The organism is Streptomyces sp. NBC_00414, from assembly GCF_036038375.1.
Classification (GTDB): Bacteria; Actinomycetota; Actinomycetes; order Streptomycetales; family Streptomycetaceae; genus Streptomyces.
Map to the genome: position 1 here is coordinate 2123524 of NZ_CP107935.1, position 19048 is coordinate 2142571.

Genomic DNA, 19048 nt, shown 5'->3' on the forward strand with positions numbered 1-19048 from the left:
CGGGCGGCTGGGGGGGTGGGTCGGTGGGGCCCCGCGCCCCCTGCGGGGCTTGCCGGTTCACATCTGCGGGCCGGTTTGGGCTGAGCGCGCCGTTCCTCGCGCCCCTGGGAGGGAGGGCTCGAGGCCGATGTCTTGTACGGGCCGATGAGGGCTGGCCGCGCAGTTCCCCGCGCCCCTGAAAGGCAGGGGCTACCGCCCCCGAAGACGAAAGGCCGGGGCGCAGCCCGCCTTTCAGGGGCGCGGGGAACTGCGCGAACGGCCCCCACCGACCCGCGGTCGACCCACAACCCCCGGGCGCGGCCCGCTTGTCAGGGGCGCGAGGAACTGCGCGAACAGCCCCACCGACCCACGGACCACCCACAACCCCCGCGCCCAGCCCGCCTTTCAGGGGCGCGAGGAACTGCGCGAACGGCCCCCACCGGCCGGTGGGTGGCACTCCCCGGCCACCCCCGTCGCGTCCGGCTGTGGCTGCTGTGGGCCCGGGGCCTCGCGGGGCGCCGACAGGGCGCCGCAGTCGGCCGGGCAGCCGCCCGACGTGCGCGGATCCGTCGCGTGACCGGCGACCGACGAACCGGGCCCGCCCCCCGCACATCGGCAAAAACCGTCGCTGCGGCCACCCCGCCCCGCCGGTAGCGTGCTGGCCCCTGTCCCGTACGCATCCGTACTCATCCGTACGAAGGAAACGACCGATGGCCGAGACCGGGCAGCACGATCAGCGGTATGAACAATACGAAGGCGGAAGCCCCGAGGCGGAACGGCTGGTTTTCGATCGGCTGGCCCGGGAGCTGATGGAAGTACAGGTGAAGAACCGCCGGGCCGGGGGCGGCGGAACCGCCCGCGCCATCCATGCCAAGGCCCCGCTGGGAGTGGAGAACGCACGGCTGCGCTTCCACGACGATCTCCCCGCCGCCCTGCGCGTCGGCTTCGCGCGGCCGGGCGCCGACTATCCGGTGACGCTGCGGCTGTCGAACGCGAGCGGCATCCGGCAGGGCGACGGCGCCCCCGACCTGCGGGGCGCGGCCCTGCGCGTGCGGGTTACGGACGAGGAGAGCCACGACCTGCTCGCCACGAGCTATCCCGTGTCGCACGCCCGCAACGCACGGGAGTTCGTGGCCTTCGCCAAGGCGATGGCGGGCGCCCGCAACCCGATCCAGAAGGCGTTCGGGCTGTTGGTGAAGCTCCCGCTCGCGGTCGGGTTCGAGACCGCCACCCGTATGCGGCGCAACGTCCAGGCGGCCACCCGACAGACCGTCACCTCCCTTGCCACCACCACGTATTGGAGCCGCGGGGCGATGCTCTGGGGCGAGGCAGGACCGGTGCGGTTCCTGCTGCGCCCGGCCGCCGGATCCCCTCCCGCGCCCCCGCCCGACCGGCGCGACCCCGACTTCCTGCACCGTGAGATGGCCCGGCGGCTCGCCTCGGGCGACGTCGCCTTCGAGCTGTGTGTGCAGCGGTACGTGGACGAGTTGCGCACCCCTGTCGAGGACACCTCGGTGGAGTGGAAGGACGCCGTCTCGCCGCCGATCGCGGTGGCCCGGCTCACCGTACCCGGCCAGGACATCGACGAGGCCGAGGCACGGGCCGCCGCCCGGCGGGTCGAGGACCTGATGTTCAACCCCTGGTACACCACGGACGACTTCCGCCCCCTGGGCAATCTCAACCGGGCCCGCAAGGCCGCGTACCAGGCGAGCGGCGCGCACCGGCTCGGGCTGCGCTTCGTCACCGAGGAACCGCTGCGCAACCGGATCCTGGGCCGGCCCGTCGGGGCCGCCTTCTCGCTGCTCAACCGGTATGTGCCGTGGCACCGGCTGCCGTTGCAGCTGAGCCTGCTGAACCTGGTGTTCCTGCGGAAGGTGCTGCGCCGGTTCAACCTGATCGACACCGAGGTGCGCGAGGCCCCGCCCAAGGCGCAGCCCGTACCGGAGCCGATCGAGGAGCGGCTGCGCACCGAGCGATCGTACGACGGGTCGTACAACGATCTGTCCGCGCCGAGGATGGGTGCCGTGGGCGCGTCCTTCGGCCGGAACCTCCAACCGGACTACCGGCCCGACCAGTTCGACACGCCCAACCCGGTCACGGTCAGCCGTCAGCTGCTACGGCGTGACCGCTTCGTGCCCGCGACGTCGCTCAATGTGCTGGCGGCGGCCTGGATCCAGTTCCAGGTGCACGACTGGGTCAACCACCGGCGGTACCCGGCCGGCGGCCCGTCCGTCGAGGTGCCGCTGCCGCCCGGCAGCGACCCGTGGCACAACACGCCGGGCGGTTCGGCGGAGAACGTGATGCGGTTCGCCGAGAACGAGGGGCTGGAACAGCCCGGCAACCGCCCCCCGATCCTGTTCGGGAACATGGCCTCGCACTGGTGGGACGGTTCCGAGGTGTACGGCGGCGACGAGGAGACCGCCCGCTTCCTGCGGGAGCCCGACGGCGGCGCGAAACTCCGCCTGGAGGACGGCCACTTGCCGGGCGGGCAGACCGGGATCCCGCTCACCGGGTTCAACGAGAGCTGGTGGATGGGCCTCAGCGCGATGCACACCCTGTTCGCGCGGGAGCACAACGCGGTCTGTGACGCGCTGCGCGCCGAATATCCGTCGATGAGCGAGGAGCGGATCTATCACACGGCCCGGCTGGTGGTCTCGGCGCTCATCGCGAAGATACACACGGTGGAGTGGACCCCGGCGATCCTCGCCACGAAGGCGATCGACATCGGCCTGAAGACCAACTGGCAAGGTCCGCCGAAGAACTGGCTGAACCAGCTGGGCCTGTGGCTGCTGGAGGCGCACTCGCTGAAGGGCATCCCGCAGACCCTGCCGGACCACCACGCGGCGCCGTACTCGCTGACCGAGGACTTCGTCACGGTGTACCGCATGCATCCGCTGGTCCCGGACGACTTCGAGCTGCGCGAGCACCACTTCGGGCACCGCCTGGAGACGGTCGGCTTCATGGACATCCAGGGCGGTGCGGCCGAGTCGCAGATCCGCAAGACGGGGCTCGCGAACGCGCTGTACTCGTTCGGGATCGCCCACCCCGGCGCGATCACCCTCCACAACTACCCGCAGGCGCTGCAGCGGTTCGAGCGCGACGGCGAGATCATCGACCTGTCGGTGGTGGACCTCGTACGGACCCGGCGGCGGGGCGTGCCGCGCTACAACGACTTCCGCGAGGGCCTGCACAAGCAGCGCATCCGTTCCTTCGAGGAGCTGACGCAGAACGCCGAGTCGCTGGCGCGGCTCAAGGAGGTGTACCGCTCGGTCGACGAGATCGACACGGTGGTGGGCCTGTTCGCCGAGAACCCGCCGACGGGCTTCGGCTTCAGCGACACGGCCTTCCGCATCTTCATCCTGATGGCGACGCGGCGTCTGCAGAGCGACCGTTTCCTGACCGTCGACTACCGGCCCGAGATCTACACGCCGCTGGGCATCGACTGGGTCGAGAAGGGCGGCATGGACTCGGTCGTCCTGCGGCACTGCCCGGAGCTGGCCGCGCTGCTGCCGCGCGACGCGAGTGCCTTCGCGCCCTGGCGGACGGTGAGGCCGACGGACAACGGCGACGGCAACGGAGGCAACGGTGACGCGGACTGAGCCCCGCTCCGGGCACCCGGGGCTCGACGACCTCCTGGCGCGTCCTCTCCTGGAGACGCTCTGGCGCCGCCGCACCCACCGGGTCAGCCGGGGTGCGTCGGTGCCCGCCGGCTCCATGAGCCATCATTCCGAACACGCCCCGCAGCCCCTGTCGGAGCTGGAGGAGGCGGTGCTGATCGCACTGACCGGTGCCACCGGGCTGACCATGCCCGACCGGCCCTTCGACGATCCGCGCGACGGCAAGCCCATCATGGCCAAGCCCAACCTCACGATGGCGGGCCGGACCGCGGGCAGCCCCGACAACGCGCAGGGCACCCACTTCTTCATGATCAACGACTCGGGTACGTACTACCTGCGCAAGCTGAAGCCCGCTCCGCACGAGCCCTTCGACGCCGCCACACTGGTCGCCAGGGCCCACGAGTCGAAGGTGCGGATCCTGGACCACCGGCTCGACGTCGCCGAGGGGATGCGCGACTTCCCGGCGTACCTCGACTCGAACCGGTTCCTGTCCAACCTGCCCGGCACGACGCTGTTCCTGCCGGTGGTGGACCTGTCCCACCAGTACGTCAACGCGCTGATGTACCTGCTCACCCAGCCGGACGGGGCCCGCCCGACCTTCGTCGACGACCGCAACTTCTACCGTCCCGCCGGGGTGCGGAAGTGGGTGCGCAACGGGTTCCTGAACGGCGACCTGAAGCTGCCGCTGGGCGCGCTCGGCCCCATGCGCACCCAGGTCGAGGCGGACCTGCTCCTGCAGAACCTGATGCTCACGGCCGAGGCGATGGGCCTGGGCGCCTGGATCCACGCCTCGATCAACCCGCAGATCGCCCTGGGCGACCCGAAGTTCTCGCGGGCGTACGGCAGGATGCTCGGTTTCACCTTCGTCACCCCGCGCTGGCGGCTCGCCGACGTGTGGCGCTGGCACGTGCCGCTTCCCCGGTACGCGAACCTGCGCTCGCAGCCGGTGGGGCTCACCTCCCCGCAGGGCGAGCCGCTGATCGAGGCCGCGTGCCCGCCGGCGTACGCGTCGATGTCGGCGGCCGTGGACGCGATCATCGACGCCAAGTTCGGGCCCGGCGGCACGTACACGGACAAGGACGTCTTCACCCGGATCTACAAGGAGGACTACGGGCAGCGCTACCTCGCCGAGGCCAGTGAGTACGAGACCCGGGTCATCGACTGCGCCCGGGACGTGTGCGAGTACGTCATCGAGACGCACCGGCGGTTCCCGGCGCACACGGACGCGATCCATGTCCCGGGGATCTGGCTGCAGGCCCACCATGTCGAGGAGGAGTACTACGACCGCTTCTTCGTGAACGGTCTGACACCGGCGCACCGCGAGCACACCGAAGTCTGGGGCGACTGAGCCGGGTTCGGTGAACCGGGCCGCCGGATCGGGCTTCCGGACCGGGCTTCCGGACCGGGCTTCCGGACCGGGCTCTTCAGAACAGCGGCGGTACGAGGCAGTCGATGAGGCAGGGGCCGGGCTCTTCCAGGGCCCGGTCCAGCAGCACGGTGAACTGCTCGGCGGTGACGGCCCGTTCGGCCGGTACGCCCATGCCGCGGGCCAGCGCCACGAAGTCGAGGTCGGGCCGCGACAGGTCGAGGAGACCGGTGGCCCGGGGGCCCGGGGCGGCCGCGCCGACGGACCGCAGCTCCAGGTTGAGGACCGAGTAGGAGCGGTTGTCGAAGAGCACGGTGGTGACGTCGAGTTGCTCACGCGCCATGGTCCACAGCGCCTGGAGGGTGTACATGGCGCTGCCGTCCGCCTCCAGGGCTAGCACGGGCCTGTCGGGCGCCGCGAGCGCGGCGCCGACGGCCGCGGGCAGCCCCTGTCCGATGGCGCCGCCGGTGAGGGTGAGCCAGTCGTGGGGCGGGGCGCCCGCCGTCGCGGCGGGCAGCCAGATACCGGAGGTGTTCGCCTCGTCGACGACGATCGCGTGTTCCGGGAGCAGCGCGCCGATCGCCGCTGCGGCGCTCTCGGCGGTCAGGGCCCCGATGGGCCGATCGGGCCGAAGGGGCGCCTGCGGTATCGGAGTCACGGCACTCTTCAGGAGATCCGCGAGTGCTTCCAGGGCGACCGTCACGTCCTCGGATCCCGTGGCCGCCGACAACACCTGGCAGCCGTCCGGGACGATCCGGCCGCTCGCCCCCGGGTACGCGAAGAACGTCACCGGCTCGGTCCCCCCGGCCAGCAACAGCAGTCGTATGCCCGCCAGTTGGGCCGCGGCATCCGCCTCCCGGTAGGCGAGCCGCTCGACCGTGGGCAGTCCGGCGCCGCGTTCGAGACGGGCCGGGAAGGTCTCGCACAGCAGCCGGGCGCCGGTCGCGGCGGCGATCCGGGCGGCGGCGCGCAGACCGCGGCCGTGCGCGGCCACGCCACCGAGCAGCAGTGCGGCGGGCTCGCCGGAGCGCAGCGCGCCGGCCGCCTCCTCGACGGCGACCGGTGACACGGCTCCGGGACGCGGACCGGCTCGGACCGGTGACTGGCCGCCCTTGCCGGCGTCCGACCAGGACACGTCGGCGGGCACCAGCAGAGTGGCCACCGAGCCGGGCGGGCCGTACGCGGCCGCGACGGCCTCGGCGACGTCGCCCGCGAGGTCGGTGGCGCGATACGTACGCCGGGTCCATGCGGAGACGGTGCGCGCGAGGGACCCGATGTCGGACTCCAGGGGCGCGTCGAGCCGTTTGTGCTGCAGGGCGTGGTCACCGACGACGTTCACGAGGGGGGTGCCGGCGCGGCGGGCGTTGTGCAGGTTGGCCAGGCCGTTGGCGAGTCCGGGGCCCAGGTGCAGCAGCGTGGAGGCGGGTTTGCCCGCCATGCGCCCGTATCCGTCGGCCGCGCCCGTGGCCACGCCTTCGAAGAGACAGAGCACTCCCCGCATGTCCGGCACGTCGTCCAGGGCGGCCACGAAGTGCATCTCGGAGGTGCCGGGATTGGCGAAACACACGTCGACGCCCGCGTCCACGAGGCCTTCCACCAGGGTCTGCGCTCCGTTCGGCATGGCGGCCCGCCTCCGCTGCTCGGTTGCTCACGTGATCGTGCCGATCACGTGCTCTCGTGCCCCGTCACGGGGGCGCGGGTGCCAGTCTCACGAGGTTCGGAACGGGGCGTCAGCCAGGATTTCGGACATCCGGAAGGCACGGCCCCCGGTTCAGCGCACCGGCCTCCGCACATGCTGCGCCGCCAGCCGCACCGGGGCGTTCTGCGCTCCGTAACCGCGGTGGCCCGCGTCGCGCTGGACCAGTTCGAAGAAGACCCGGCCGATCGTCTCCGTGTAGCAGTGGCGGAAGGCGCCGTCCGCGTCCCGGTCGTAGAGGATGCCGAGTTCGCGGTAGGTCTCCAACTCCCCTTCGTCGAGCTCGTACTTGGCCGCGAGGTCGTCGTAGTAGTTGGCGGGGATCGTCAGCAGCCGGCCGCCCGCGGAACGGAAGCGGCGGGCCGCGGTCACCAGGTCGTCGGTGGCGAGCGCGATGTGCTGGGCACGGCCGCTGTCGTCGGCGCTCGGGGCCGGTCCGACACCGAGGGCGATACGGACACTGCCGTCGCCGTTGGTGACGGCACGGCTGCGCAGGAGCCCGTACGGATCGGCGACGTCCACGCTCTCCAGGGCGCCGAGTCCCAGGACGCTGCGGTGGAAGAGCGCGGCCTCGTCGAACTGGTGCCAGGGCTGGGTCAGGGCCAGGTGGTCGATGCGCCGGATGCCACCGACGGAGGGCGCCGCCCGCTCGACGGGCTCGTCCGACCCGACCGGCTCGACGAGCCCGACGGGTTCGACGAGCTCGACGGGCTCGACGGGCTCGAAGTCGCTCGTCCAGCTGGGCAGTCCGGGCCGGCCGGTGGCACAGAAGAAGAGTTCGGTGCCGTCGGGTGCGGCGACGGCGTCCAGGGGTACGTCCTGCGGGGTACGGCGGCGCGGCAGCACGGGGGCGAGGAGTGCTTCGGCACGTTTGGCCGCGCCCGCCGGATCCGGTGACTCCAGCCCGACGGCGGCGAGTTGCGTACCGTCGCGGCGGGCGCCAGGACCCGTGTTGAGCAGTACCCGGGCCTCGCCCTGCTGCCACAGGTCGACCGGCTTGCCGCGGTGCCGGGCGGTCCGGGTGAAACCGAGCGCTTCGAGGATCTCCGTGACCGGTTCGACGTCGGGGCTGACCAGTTCGGCGAAGGCGATGCCGGTCGGCACGACGGGCGCGGGCGGTTCGGTGAGGCCGACGCTCTCCTGGAGGACGAGGAGCGAGCGCAGCGCGTCGACGGCGGTCGGCCCGGCCTCGGCCTGCCGGAAGACGTCGTTGAAGACTTCGAGGGAGAGCGGCCCCCGGTAGCCGGCCCGGATCACCTGCTTGAGGAGCCCGGCGATGTCGAAGCCGCCCTGCCCGGGGAAGCAGCGGTAGTGACGGCTCCACTGCAGTACGTCCATCGCCATCAGCGGCGCGTCGGCGAGCTGAAGGAAGAAGATCTTCTCGCCGGGGATGTCCGCGATCCCTTCCAGATCCTTCGGATCGGAACTGCGCGCGAGGATATGAAAGCTGTCCAGACAGGTGCCGAGCGCCGGATGATCGGCGGCCTCGACGATCCGCCAGGCATGGTCGTACGTGCTGACGTGCCGCCCCCACGCGAGCGCCTCGTAGGCGACGCGGATCCCGAAGCCGTCGGCCAGCTCGGCGAGCCGGCGCAGATGGAAGGCGGCGAGCGCGTCGTCGTCGACGGCGAGGAGCGAGACGCTGGAGCACACGAGAACGGTGTCCGCGCCGAGCCGCTCCATGAGGCGGAACTTGTGCTCGGCCCGGCGCAGATTGCGCGCGAACTCGTCCTGCGGCACGGCCTCGATGTCCCGCATCGGCTGATAGAGGTCGATGCTCAGCCCGAGATCGGCACACCGGGCACGGATCTCCTCGGGCGCGAGCGGACTGGCCAACAGGTCATTCTCAAAGACCTCGACCCCGTCGAACCCGGCCCGCGCGGCAGCGGTGAGCTTCTCGGTGAGGGCCCCACTGAGACACACGGTTGCGATGGACGTACGCACGTCGATCCCTTTCCACTCTCACTTCACAACACGGCTGAGGGCCCTCCACCAAGGGGCGCGGGGAACGGCGCAATCTTTTGTCTTCAAGGGGCGCGGAGGGCCCCGGCCCCGGCCAGCTCGGAAATATCCAGCAACATCCGCGAAGCGTCGGCCTCCCGCCCCGTGAACAGCCGAAACGCGTCAGCCGCCTGGAACACAGCCATCCCCCCACCATCGAGCACCGCACACCCCACCCCCCGCGCGACCCGCAACAACTCGGTCTCCAACGGCCGGTAGACCACCTCGGCCACCCACAGCCCGGGATGCAGCAACTCGGCAGCGAACGGCAGCCCGGGATGCGCGGCCATCCCCATGGGCGTGGCATGCACGACGCCGTCCGCCCCAGGAAGCAGCGCACCCAACCGCTCCGGCCCGCAGGCGGCGGCCCGCCCCGCGCCGAACTGCCGGTTCAGCTCGGCGGCAAGCGAACCCGCCCGGTCCGGCAGCGCGTCCACCACGGTGACGGACCCCGCCCCGAGCGTGAGCATGGCGTGCGCGACGGCCGCCCCCGCTCCCCCCGCGCCCAACTGCACCACCCGCTCCAGCGGAGCATCGGGCAGCCCGCGCGCGAACGACGCCGCGAACCCGGTGACATCCGTGTTGTGCCCCACCGCACGCCCACCGTCGAAGACGACGGTGTTCACCGCGCCGAGCGCCTCGGCCTGCGGGGCGAGCCCGTCGAGATGCTCGATGACGAGCTGCTTGCAGGGGTGGGTGATGTTCAGCCCGTCGAAGCCCAGGTCACGGGCGGCGCGCAGCAGGTCCCCCACCGCGTCCGGCGCGACTCCGAGCTGGTCGATGTCGATGAGCCGGTACAGATAGCGCAGGCCCTGCCGGTCGGCCTCCCGCTCGTGCAGGGCCGGGCTGAGCGAGGGGCCGATGCCCGCACCGATCAGTCCGACGAGATACGAGTCCTTGACCACGGCGACCACGGCGGACCTCCTGAACGACTCACTAATGTACGAACTAGTACGTTAGCTATATCAGGATCCCGCGGCCTCGGGAAGGCCTGCCGGACACGCGGAGCCGCGCGCCGCCGCCTGCTTCTACAATCGCGGTCACCGGCCCCTCGCCCGAAAGAACCCGAAGGAACCCGATGACCAGCGTCGAAGAACCGGCAAGGCCGAACGGGCGCATCCGTGACGCCGCCCGCACGAAGGCCGAGATCCTCGACGTGGCGACCCAGGAGTTCGCCCGGGCCGGCTACGACGGGGCCCGGGTCGACGAGATCGCCGCCCGCACCCGGACCACGAAGCGGATGCTCTATTACTACTTCGGCGGCAAGGAGCAGTTGTTCACCGCCGTGCTGGAGCGGTCGTACGAGGTCATCCGCGAGGCCGAGCGAGGGCTGGACGTCGAGCACCTGGACCCGGTCGCGGCCATCCGGCGGCTGGCGGAACTGACCTTCGACCACCACGAGGCGCACCCGGACTTCATCCGCCTGGTCAGCATCGAGAACATCCACGGGGCCGAGCACATCGCCGCTTCCGAGAAGCTCGGCAGGATCGGCTCGCCCGCCCTGGACGTGATCCGCCGCATCCTGGAGTCGGGGCGCGAGTCGGGCCTGTTCACGGCCGAGGTCGACGCCGTGGACCTGCACGCGATGATCAGCTCGTTCTGCTTCTTCCGGGTGGCCAACCGGCACACCTTCGGCGCCCTGTTCGGCCGCGACCTGGTCGACCCCGCGCAGCGCGAGCACTACCGGACCATGCTCGGCGACATGGTGATCGCCTACCTGACCGCCGACCGCGCGGCCGACTGAGCGCACGCAAGATCCTTCGGCACGACCTCTTGACACCCGGGAAACGTGAGCGCAACATCCGTAGCCAGCCACTACTAACTATCCAGTGGGTTAATTAACCGGGTAGCGCCCGGTGCGGCCGTCCCACCACCCCAGGGAGCCGGCACTCCCCCCCCCGCCTGCTGAGTCCGCTCACAGTCCCCTCCGTCCGCTCACTCCGCCTACGTTGGAGTTCCCCCGAAGGAGCACCGCCGTGTCCGTCCCCGCAGCACCCCTCGACGCGCCACCCGGCCAGCCGCGGAAGGCCGCGACCGCCGCCTGGATCGGCAGCGCGCTGGAGTACTACGACTTCTTCATCTACGGCAGCGCGGCCGCGCTGATCTTCCCGGAGGTCTTCTTCGACGAGTCCGACCCGGCCACCGCGACCCTGCTGTCGCTGGCCACGTTCGGTGTCGCGTACGCGGCCCGCCCGATCGGGGCGCTGTTCCTCGGGCACTTCGGTGACAAGGTCGGCCGCAAGAAGATCATGGTCTTCACGCTGATCCTGATGGGCCTCTCCACGTTCCTCATCGGCTGCCTCCCGACACGCGACCAGGTCGGCACACTGGCGCCCGTCCTCCTGGTCCTGTGCCGCGTCCTGCAGGGCATCTCGGCGGCCGGCGAACAGGCGAGCGCCAACTCCATGTCGCTGGAACACGCGCCGCCGGACAAACGCGGCTTCTTCACCAGCTTCACCCTCAGCGGCACCCAGGGCGGCCAGCTGCTCGCCACCCTGGTGTTCATCCCGGTCGCCGCGATGCCCGAGGACCAGCTGCTCGCCTGGGGCTGGCGCATCCCGTTCTGGATGAGCATCGCGGTCGCCGTCGTCGGTTACGTCATCCGCCGCACCCTGGAGGAGACACCGACCTTCACCCAGCAGGCCGCCACCGAGGGCGTCGCGAAGATGCCCCTCGCCGTGCTGATGCGCGAGCACTGGGCGGACGTCCTGCGGGTGGTCGCGGCCGCCCTGGTCGCCTCGGTCAGCACGATCTTCACGGTGTGGGCGCTGGCCTACGCGACCAGTGACGCGGTCGGTATGGACCGCACGTCCATGCTGTGGGTGGGCGCGCTCGCCAACCTCGTCGCGCTCGGCGCGATCCCGCTGTGGGCCACCCTGTCCGACCGCATCGGCCGCCGCCCGGTCTTCCTGATCGGCGCCGCGGGCAGCGGCGTACTGATGTTCCTCTACCTGTGGGCGATCTCCACGGGCTCGTACCCGCTGATCCTGGTCCTCGGCATCGTCACCTTCGGTGTCGTCTACAGCGCCGCGAACGGTGTCTGGCCGTCGTTCTACGGCGAGATGTTCTCCACCCGGGTCCGTCTGTCGGGCATGGCCATCGGCACGCAGATCGGCTTCGCGGTGGCCGGTTTCGCGGTGACCTTCGCCGCGCAGATCGCGGGCCCCGACGGTGACGACTGGCTGTCCGTGGCCCTGTTCACGGCCGCGCTGTGTGTCCCGCCGGTGATCGCGGCGCTCACTGCCCGCGAGACGCACAAGGTCCCGACGGAACAGCTGGGCGAGCGGACACGCCAGGAGTCACCGGACGTACTCAGCCCCTCCGGCGTCTGACCCAGCCGTCCGGCATCCGACTCAGCCCGTCCGGCGTCCGACTCAGCCCCTCCTGCGTCCCACCCAGCCCCTCCGGCGTTTGAGGAGCGGGGGTCCGGGGGCAGCGCCCCCGAGTCGGCGACGGGACGGATGGGGGCGGCGGGGGCGAAACCCCCCTCCGCCCCTGTCGGCTCACCCAACAGCCAACGTGAGCCCCGGCTCCCCGTACTTGTCGGGCCCACCGAGCACCGCGGTGAAGACACCGCCCCGCACGACGAGCCCCTCCCCCGCCTCCCCCCGCTCGCAGACCACGTCGAGCGGCTCGGCGGCCACAGCCCCGTACCGCACGGCGAACACGTCGAGCCCCTCCGGCGAGTCCGCCGAGGGCCCGACCTCCAGCGCACTCGTCGTCCGCACATGACGCCACCCGGCATCGGGATCGCCGTACCCCCGCGGATCGGCGGCCAGCGCGAACGCGGCCTCCTGCTGGCTGAGTTCGCTCCGGGCGTCGAAGGAGTCCGGACTCCCCTCCGCGGGGTGCGTCAGCCGCAGCTCACCCGCCGCGACGACGAGCGGCAGGTCGCTCACCCGCCGGAACCGGTCACCGTCGGCGGTGACATACGGCATCCCGGCGAGCAAGTACCGCTCTCCGCCCAGCCGTTCGACGATCACGGTCATCCACAGCCGCGTGCCGTCCGTGACGTACAACGACCGCACCCGGCGCAGCACATGGTCGCGGCCGACGACGGGCTTGGTCACGAGCTTGGCGGCCAGCCCTCCGACGCGATGGTCGGCGACCCGCACCGCGCCCATCGGGCGGCACAGCAGGAAGCCGTCCGCGGCGGGGCCGATGACGGGCCCGAAGCCGTGCTGCCGGTTCACGGCGGCCGCGATGAGCGCCGTACCGCCCGCCTCGATCACCGAGGGAGTCATCCGGTCGTCGAACGACACCGTGACCGTGCCGGACCGCAGTTGGTGGCAGACGGGCGCCGTGCTCGGGGTGCGGTGCCAGCCCGGGGCGTCCTGGATCTGCCAGACGAGCATGAACGCGAAGTGTCCGTCCACGCCTCCGTCGGCCCCGACCGCGTGCCGGGCCCAGCGCGAGTCCCCGGCGTAGCGGCCGATGTCCGCGCCGATACGGCGGCCGAAGTACCGCAGTCCGAGGACGGATTCGAAGGCGGAGTGCTGCTCGCTGTAGCGCGGGCCGCCGAGGTCGAAGCCGCTCCCGCAGACCCGTGCGTCGATGTAGCGGGCGAGCGTGTCGCCGTCCTGCGCGAAGACCTCCTCGCCGCTGACCCGGTGGGCCTGCGCGAGGAAGGACAGGGAGATCGGCCCGTAGTTGTTGTCGTAGGCGCCGCCGTGCTCCGGAGGCAGGGGCGCGCCCCGGTCCCGTACGCGCCGGGCCCGGATCTCTTCGACGTACAGCCGCAGGGCCCGTTGCCGGACCGACTCGCCCTCCTCGGGCGGGAGATGGCGGGCGAGCATCAGGCCGCCGACCACACAGCCGATGGCCTGGTTCGCGGCGTCCTGCGGGTTGAAGACCGTGGCCTCGGTCAGCCAGCGCCAGTATCCGCCCGCCACGCCCAGGAGTTCGCGGTACTGCTCGTCGTCGACGAGGCCGTCCGCCGCGTCGAGGACGTTGACCGCCTGGAGCAGCGCCCACACGGTGCTCGGCCAGTCACCGATGGGATGCGCGCCCGGCTCCAGCACGTAACGGGCGTACGGGAGACCGGAGTCGCGTGCCGTCAGGTTCGGGTAGCCGGGGTTGTCCTCGGTGAAGACGCGCTCGCGCAGATGGAAGCGGAGACTGCGGCGCACGGCCTCGGGCAGACGCGGATCCTTGCCGCGGTGCCAGGCGAGCACGAGCAGGGACGTGACGCCGAGCGAGGTGTCGCCGATGTCGTCGCCGGCGGCCGGGTTCTCAAGGTTGCCCTCGGGAGTGAGACGGGCCAGGGCCGTCTCGGTGACGCCGGTCAGTACGGCGTCGTACGCGGCCGGGTCGTCCGCGAGGTCGTGGAGTCGGCCGCGTTGATGGAGGAGGTGCACGTACTAGCCCTTCATACCGGAGGTGGCCAAGCCTTCCACGAGCCGCTTCTGGAAGATGAGGAAGCAGATGAGAGTGGGCAGGAGGGCGAGCGTCGACATGGCGAACATGGCGCCGTACGAGGAGCCGCTCGTCTGGTCCAGGAACAGGGTCAGGCCGAGAGGGACGGTGAACTTGTCGTTCTGCTGGAGGTAGACGAGCTGGTGCAGGAAGTCGTCGTACGTCCAGATGAACGTGAAGATCGTAGTGGTGATCAGCGCCGGCTTCATCAGCGGCAGGATGATCTTCCAGTAGATCTGGAAGGGGTTGGCACCGTCCATCATGGCCGCCTGGTCCAGCTCACGCGGGATGGAGCGGATGAACTGGACCATGAGGAAGATGAAGAAGGCGTCCACCGCGAGGAACTTGGGCACGATCAGCGGCAGGAACGTGTTGATCCAGGTCAGGTTGTAGAAGATCGTGTACTGCGGGATCAGGACGGCCTGGGTGGGCAGCATGAGCGTGCCGAGCATCAGGCCGAACCAGATCTTCTTGCCGCGGAACTCGAAGCGCGCGAAGGCGTAGGCGGCCAGCGAGCAGGAGATCACGTTCCCGATCACCGCGCCGATCGTGACGATCAGCGAGTTGGTGATGTAGAGGGAGAAGGAGTTGCCCGAGCCGCTCCAGCCCTCGGAGTAGTTCTCCGGCCGCAGCGACCCGGGGATGAGCCCGGGCTGGGTGAAGATCTCGGTGTCGGGCTTGAGCGAGCTGCTCAGCATCCACAGCAGCGGATAGAGCATGACGATCGCGACGCCGACGAGCACGGTGTGGATGAAGATACGGCGCGACCCGGTGGCCGAACGCAGCTTGTGCAGCGGCGACTTCGAGGCGTGGGCCGGGGTGACGGCGGACATGGGATGAAGGACTCCTCGCTCGGACGTCGGTCGGCGTCGGTTCGCCGGCCGTCGTCAGTCGTCGTAGTGGACCCAGTAGCGGCTGGCGATGAAGTTGACCGCCGTGAAGCCCGCGATGACCAGGAACAGCACCCAGGCGAGCGCCGAGGCGTATCCCATCTGGAGGTCGGTGAAGCCCTTCTTGTACAGGTAGAGGGAGTACAGCATGGTCGAGTTGAGGGGTCCGCCGGAGCCGTTGCTGATGACGAAGGCGGGGGTGAACGTCTTGAACGCGTCGATGATCTGCAGGACGACGTTGAAGAAGACGATCGGTGTCAGCAGCGGCAGCGTGATCTTGAAGAAGCGGGTGACGGGGGTGACTCCGTCGATCGCGGCCGCCTCGTACACGTCCTTCGGCAGTTGCTTCAGGCCGGCGAGGAAGATGACCATCGGGGTGCCGAACTGCCAGACGGCCAGCAGGATCAGGGTGTAGATCGCGGTGTCGGGGCTGGAGATCCAGTCCTGGCCCTCGATGCCGAACCAGGCGAGGAAGTCGTTGAAGAGGCCGTCGCCGCCGAAGACCTGCCGCCACACGATGGCGATGGCCACCGCCCCGCCGAGCAGGGACGGCAGATAGAAGGCGGCCCGGTACAGGCCGATGCCCCGCAGGTCGCGGTTGAGCAGCATCGCCACACCGAGGGCGAGTGCCAGCTTCAGCGGTACCGACACGACGACGTACAGCAGCGTGGCGTGCACCGAGTCCCAGAAGACCGGGTCCTCGGTGAACATCTTGTCGTAGTTGTCCACTCCGACCCACCGCGCGGGCGTCAGCAGGTCGAAGTCGGTGAAGGACAGGTAGAGCGAGGCCAGCATCGGGTAGACCGTCAGCCCGAACAGGCCGAGGAACCAGGGGGCCAGGAAGGCGTACGGCCACCAGCCCCCGCCCCGCCGTCTGGCGAGGCGGCGGCGCATACGGTCACGCTCCCGCTGGTCGGACGGGGTCGCGGGAGCAGCCTGCTCCTTGACGACCTCGTCGGTCTTCGCGGTGGTCATACTCATCTCTCCCTGGCCCTCTCGCGTCGTGCTGTTGTGCGGCGGAGGCTGAGCGCGTCCTCCGAAGTCCGGCGCGGCGCTCGCGCCCTTCAGCGGCGCGGGCACCACCGCCCTCTAGGGGCGCGGGGAACTGCGCGACCGGCCACAGCGGACCCGCAGCCCCGAACGCCCCCACCCGAAGCGGCGCGTCAGCGCACCGCCGCCCTTCAGAGGCGCGGGGCTGTGTCCGCATACGGCTCCGCCGGGTGGGCGCGACCAGCCCCCACCGGCCCGCGGCTCCCATCGACACCCCACTCGATGGGGGCCCTCAGCCCTCAAGAATCCCGGCCGACTGGTCGAAGAACGCCCCGAGCTGCGCCTTGATCGACTTCTTCCCGAAGGCCACCGCCAGGTTCGACTGGAACAGCAGGTCCCAGACCTGGTCGGCCCCCTGCGGCGGAGGCGCCGGCGCCGCGAGCGCGTCGGTCGCCTTGCCGACCCGCTGCGAGATGTAGTCCGCGTTGGCCATGTTCAGCTTGTCCGTCTCGGTCAGCCCCGAGGCGATCAGCTCGCGTGCCTTCTGCGTCGGCGGGATGCCGCGCAGCAACTGCATGTCCTTGATCGCCGTGGCGTCCTGGGCGAAGTACGACATGATCTTCACCGAGTCGGCGATCTTCTTGCTGGCCTTCGTGGCGCTCAGCAGCACCCCGCCGTTGACGAAGTTGCCTTCGCGGGCCGCGGAGAAGTCGCCCTGCGGGGTGGGCAGGAAGTCGAGCTGCGCGTCGGTGATGGAGCCGCCCGCGCCGTAGACACCGGAGTCGAAGGTGAACAGGGCCTTGCCGATGACGACCGCGTTCTTGGTGAGGTCGTTGTGCGCGGCGGAGGTGATCGCCGGCGGCGGGGAGGCGTTGGCCTTGCGCATGCCGGCCCAGTACTCCCACCACTCCTGGAGGGTGTCGGCGGTGAAGCCGAGCTTCTTGCCGTCCTCGGTGAAGAAGGTCTGGCCCTTCTCCCGGGCGAAGACCTCGAAGCACTGGAGGGTCGAGCCGCCGCCGTCGTCGACGCCGTAGATCTTGCCGCCGCTCTTCTTGTGGACGTCCGTCGAGATCTTCTTCAGGTCGGCCCAGGTCCACTCGCGGTCGGGCAGCTCCAGGCCCAGCTTCTCCAGACCGCTGCGGTTGACCGTGAGCTGGTTGACGCCGATGCCGGACGGGACGCCGTAGAGCTTGCCGTCGACGGTGCCGGCGGCGAGGAGCGTCTTGGAGAAGCCGGTGAGGTCCAGGCTCTTGCCGACGTAGGAGTCGATCGGGGCGAGGACACCCTTGCGGGCGTACTGGGCGACCAGGGCGGTGTCCATCTGCAGCAGGTCGGGTGCGCTGCCGCCGGCGATGTTGGTGTTGAACTTGTCGAAGTACCCGTCGTAGCCGGAGTAGGTCGGCCGGATCTTGATCTTCGGGTTCTTCTTCTGGAAGGCGGCCAGGACCTTCTTGTAGGCCGCGTGCCGGTCGTCGCTGCCCCACCAAATCATGGTCAGGTCGCTGCTGGTGCTGCCGGCTCCGGTGCCTCCGCTGCAGGCGCTCAGCGAGGTGCCGAGCGCGCCGGCGACTGCGATGCCGCTCGCGGAGCGGAACAGGGTTCTGCGCGAGATCTGGTGACCCACCGGGTCCTCCTGGATGTGCGTGACGGATCCCCTGGCCGTCGAGCGGCTCGGGTCTTTTCCCTGGGGTGATGCCTTCCGGCGTGCGGCCTCGCCCGGCCGCACCGCTCTGCGGGTGGGGATCCCCGGCGTGGAGCCCAGTCGCACGAGCGCGCCCTCGCACGACTGCCGTACGTCGCGTACGGCGGGACGCCTCACCCAGGGCCGGGTCCCGCCGGCCATGGAAAGCGCTTGTCCGGACATTGGCAGACCTGCGGCTGACCCGTCAATGCCTCACTCGCACACCACCGGTCACGGTTTCGATTCCGTGGGCCACGGCGAGGCGGCTCGCACCCGCCACGGTGCCGCTGTCGCCGACCATGCTGCTGACCACCTCGGTGGGCCAGCTCAGCCGCGCCAGTTCCTCCCGCACACCGGGCAGGAGCTGCGGAAACGCGCCGATCGCGCCACCCAGCACGATCAGCCCCGGGTCCAGCACCGCGACCACCGCGGCGGCCAGCCGGCCGACGTCGGCCGCGTGCTGGCCGACCACGGAACGGGCTGTGGAGTGCCCCTCCTCGGCGAGGGCGAAGAGCCGCTCGGGAGTACGCGGGCAGGTGCCGTCGGCGCCCCGCCAGGCGTCCGCGGCCCGGCGCAGGAGGGAACGGGAACCCATGCGCTCCTCCAGGGCCTCCCGGCGCGGTTCGCGGCCGTCGTCCCACGGGTAGGGCAGCCGGGCCAGCTCGCCCGCGGCGCCGTTCGCCCCGCGCAGCACCCGGCCGCCGATGACGATGCCGAGGCCGATGCCCACCCCGATCCGCAGATAGCCGAACGAGTCACGGTCGCGGGCGGCGCCCTCGTGCAGCTCGGCGAGCGCGGCGCAGTTGACGTTGTTCTCCAGGTGGACGGGGACGTCCGTCGGCAGCGCGACGGCCATGGCGTCGAAGGCGGGGCCGGCCTTCTGGGTCGCGGGACGCATTCCGGTGCCCTCGCGGTCCCGCGCGGTGACGTCCCCGACGGCGACGACCACGGCGCGCAGCGGGGCTCCGGCGGGCAGGGCGCCGAGGACCTCCCGGACCGTGCCGGCGGAGTCCGCCCGGGGGCCCGTACCCCTGGCGAGCAGGGTGCCGTCCAGGGCGCAGCCGCGCACCTGGGTGTGGGTGGGGCCGAGATCGACGGCGAGGACGGCACCCGCGGCGGGCCCGAGCCCGTAGACGGCGGCCGAACGGCCGGTGCCGCCGGTGGCGGTGCCGGAGCAGGCGGCGAGCTCGGCGCCCTCCAGCTCGGCCACGGCGGTGGAGACGGTCGGTTTGGACAGGCCCGCGCCGGCCGCCAGCTGGGGGCGGGTGGCGGTGCCCGTCGCGGCCAGTACGGCGAACACCGCGCGGGCGCTCTCGCTCAGGTTCATGCTCTCCCTCAGGTCATGCCGCGGCCTGCCGCTCGGGCTTGTCCGGCCCCGGTTGCAACCGTTGTACGGCATGGGTTCCACAACCC

General features: G+C 70.9%; 12 protein-coding genes. 4 read left to right on the top strand and 8 right to left on the bottom strand.

Annotation, left to right across the window (positions count from 1 at the left end):
- The first annotated feature begins 689 nt into the window (after positions 1-689).
- Positions 690-3578, top strand: coding sequence for a peroxidase family protein (locus OHS59_RS09175; RefSeq protein WP_328492885.1), 2889 nt, complete (start codon positions 690-692; stop codon positions 3576-3578).
- Positions 3565-4944, top strand: coding sequence for a hypothetical protein (locus OHS59_RS09180; RefSeq protein ID WP_328492886.1), 1380 nt, complete (start codon positions 3565-3567; stop codon positions 4942-4944). Before OHS59_RS09175 ends, OHS59_RS09180 begins: the two co-directional genes overlap by 14 nt.
- A 76-nt stretch (positions 4945-5020) precedes the next feature.
- Here the strand turns inward: OHS59_RS09180 and OHS59_RS09185 are convergent, their stop codons facing one another.
- The 3 genes from OHS59_RS09185 to OHS59_RS09195 all read right to left on the bottom strand — a co-directional run bounded on the left by OHS59_RS09185 (position 5021) and on the right by OHS59_RS09195 (position 9564).
- Positions 5021-6583 (bottom strand): acetolactate synthase large subunit, encoded by a 1563-nt coding sequence (locus OHS59_RS09185; protein WP_328492887.1) that lies wholly within the window; start codon positions 6581-6583, stop codon positions 5021-5023.
- A 150-nt stretch (positions 6584-6733) separates the two neighbouring features.
- Positions 6734-8602, bottom strand: coding sequence for a bifunctional sugar phosphate isomerase/epimerase/4-hydroxyphenylpyruvate dioxygenase family protein (locus OHS59_RS09190; protein WP_328492888.1), 1869 nt, complete (start codon positions 8600-8602; stop codon positions 6734-6736).
- 83 nt (positions 8603-8685) lie between these two features.
- A complete protein-coding gene (locus OHS59_RS09195) occupies positions 8686-9564 on the bottom strand; it encodes a shikimate dehydrogenase (RefSeq protein WP_328499137.1) in 879 nt (292 codons plus the stop codon).
- 173 nt (positions 9565-9737) lie between these two features.
- Between OHS59_RS09195 and OHS59_RS09200 the strand changes: the two genes are divergently transcribed.
- Positions 9738-10403 carry a TetR/AcrR family transcriptional regulator gene (locus OHS59_RS09200; protein WP_328492889.1) on the top strand — a complete coding sequence of 222 codons (666 nt, stop codon included), beginning with the start codon at positions 9738-9740 and terminating at the stop codon, positions 10401-10403.
- Positions 10404-10635: 232 nt separating this feature from the next.
- On the top strand, positions 10636-11991 hold the full coding sequence (locus OHS59_RS09205) for an MFS transporter (RefSeq protein ID WP_328492890.1): 1356 nt from the start codon (positions 10636-10638) through the stop codon (positions 11989-11991).
- Positions 11992-12162: 171 nt separating this feature from the next.
- Here the strand turns inward: OHS59_RS09205 and OHS59_RS09210 are convergent, their stop codons facing one another.
- From OHS59_RS09210 to OHS59_RS09230, 5 genes are all read right to left on the bottom strand, one after another.
- Positions 12163-14016, bottom strand: coding sequence for a hypothetical protein (locus OHS59_RS09210; RefSeq protein ID WP_328492891.1), 1854 nt, complete (start codon positions 14014-14016; stop codon positions 12163-12165).
- Positions 14017-14019: 3 nt separating this feature from the next.
- Positions 14020-14907: a carbohydrate ABC transporter permease gene (locus tag OHS59_RS09215; RefSeq protein ID WP_328492892.1), complete on the bottom strand. Its 888-nt coding sequence runs from the start codon at positions 14905-14907 to the stop codon at positions 14020-14022.
- A 54-nt stretch (positions 14908-14961) separates the two neighbouring features.
- Positions 14962-15939 carry a carbohydrate ABC transporter permease gene (locus tag OHS59_RS09220; RefSeq protein ID WP_328492893.1) on the bottom strand — a complete coding sequence of 326 codons (978 nt, stop codon included), beginning with the start codon at positions 15937-15939 and terminating at the stop codon, positions 14962-14964.
- Between the two features lie 307 nt (positions 15940-16246).
- Positions 16247-17797 carry an ABC transporter substrate-binding protein gene (locus OHS59_RS09225; RefSeq protein ID WP_328492894.1) on the bottom strand — a complete coding sequence of 517 codons (1551 nt, stop codon included), beginning with the start codon at positions 17795-17797 and terminating at the stop codon, positions 16247-16249.
- A 43-nt stretch (positions 17798-17840) separates the two neighbouring features.
- Positions 17841-18962, bottom strand: coding sequence for an ROK family protein (locus OHS59_RS09230; RefSeq protein WP_328492895.1), 1122 nt, complete (start codon positions 18960-18962; stop codon positions 17841-17843).
- Positions 18963-19048: the final 86 nt, after the last annotated feature.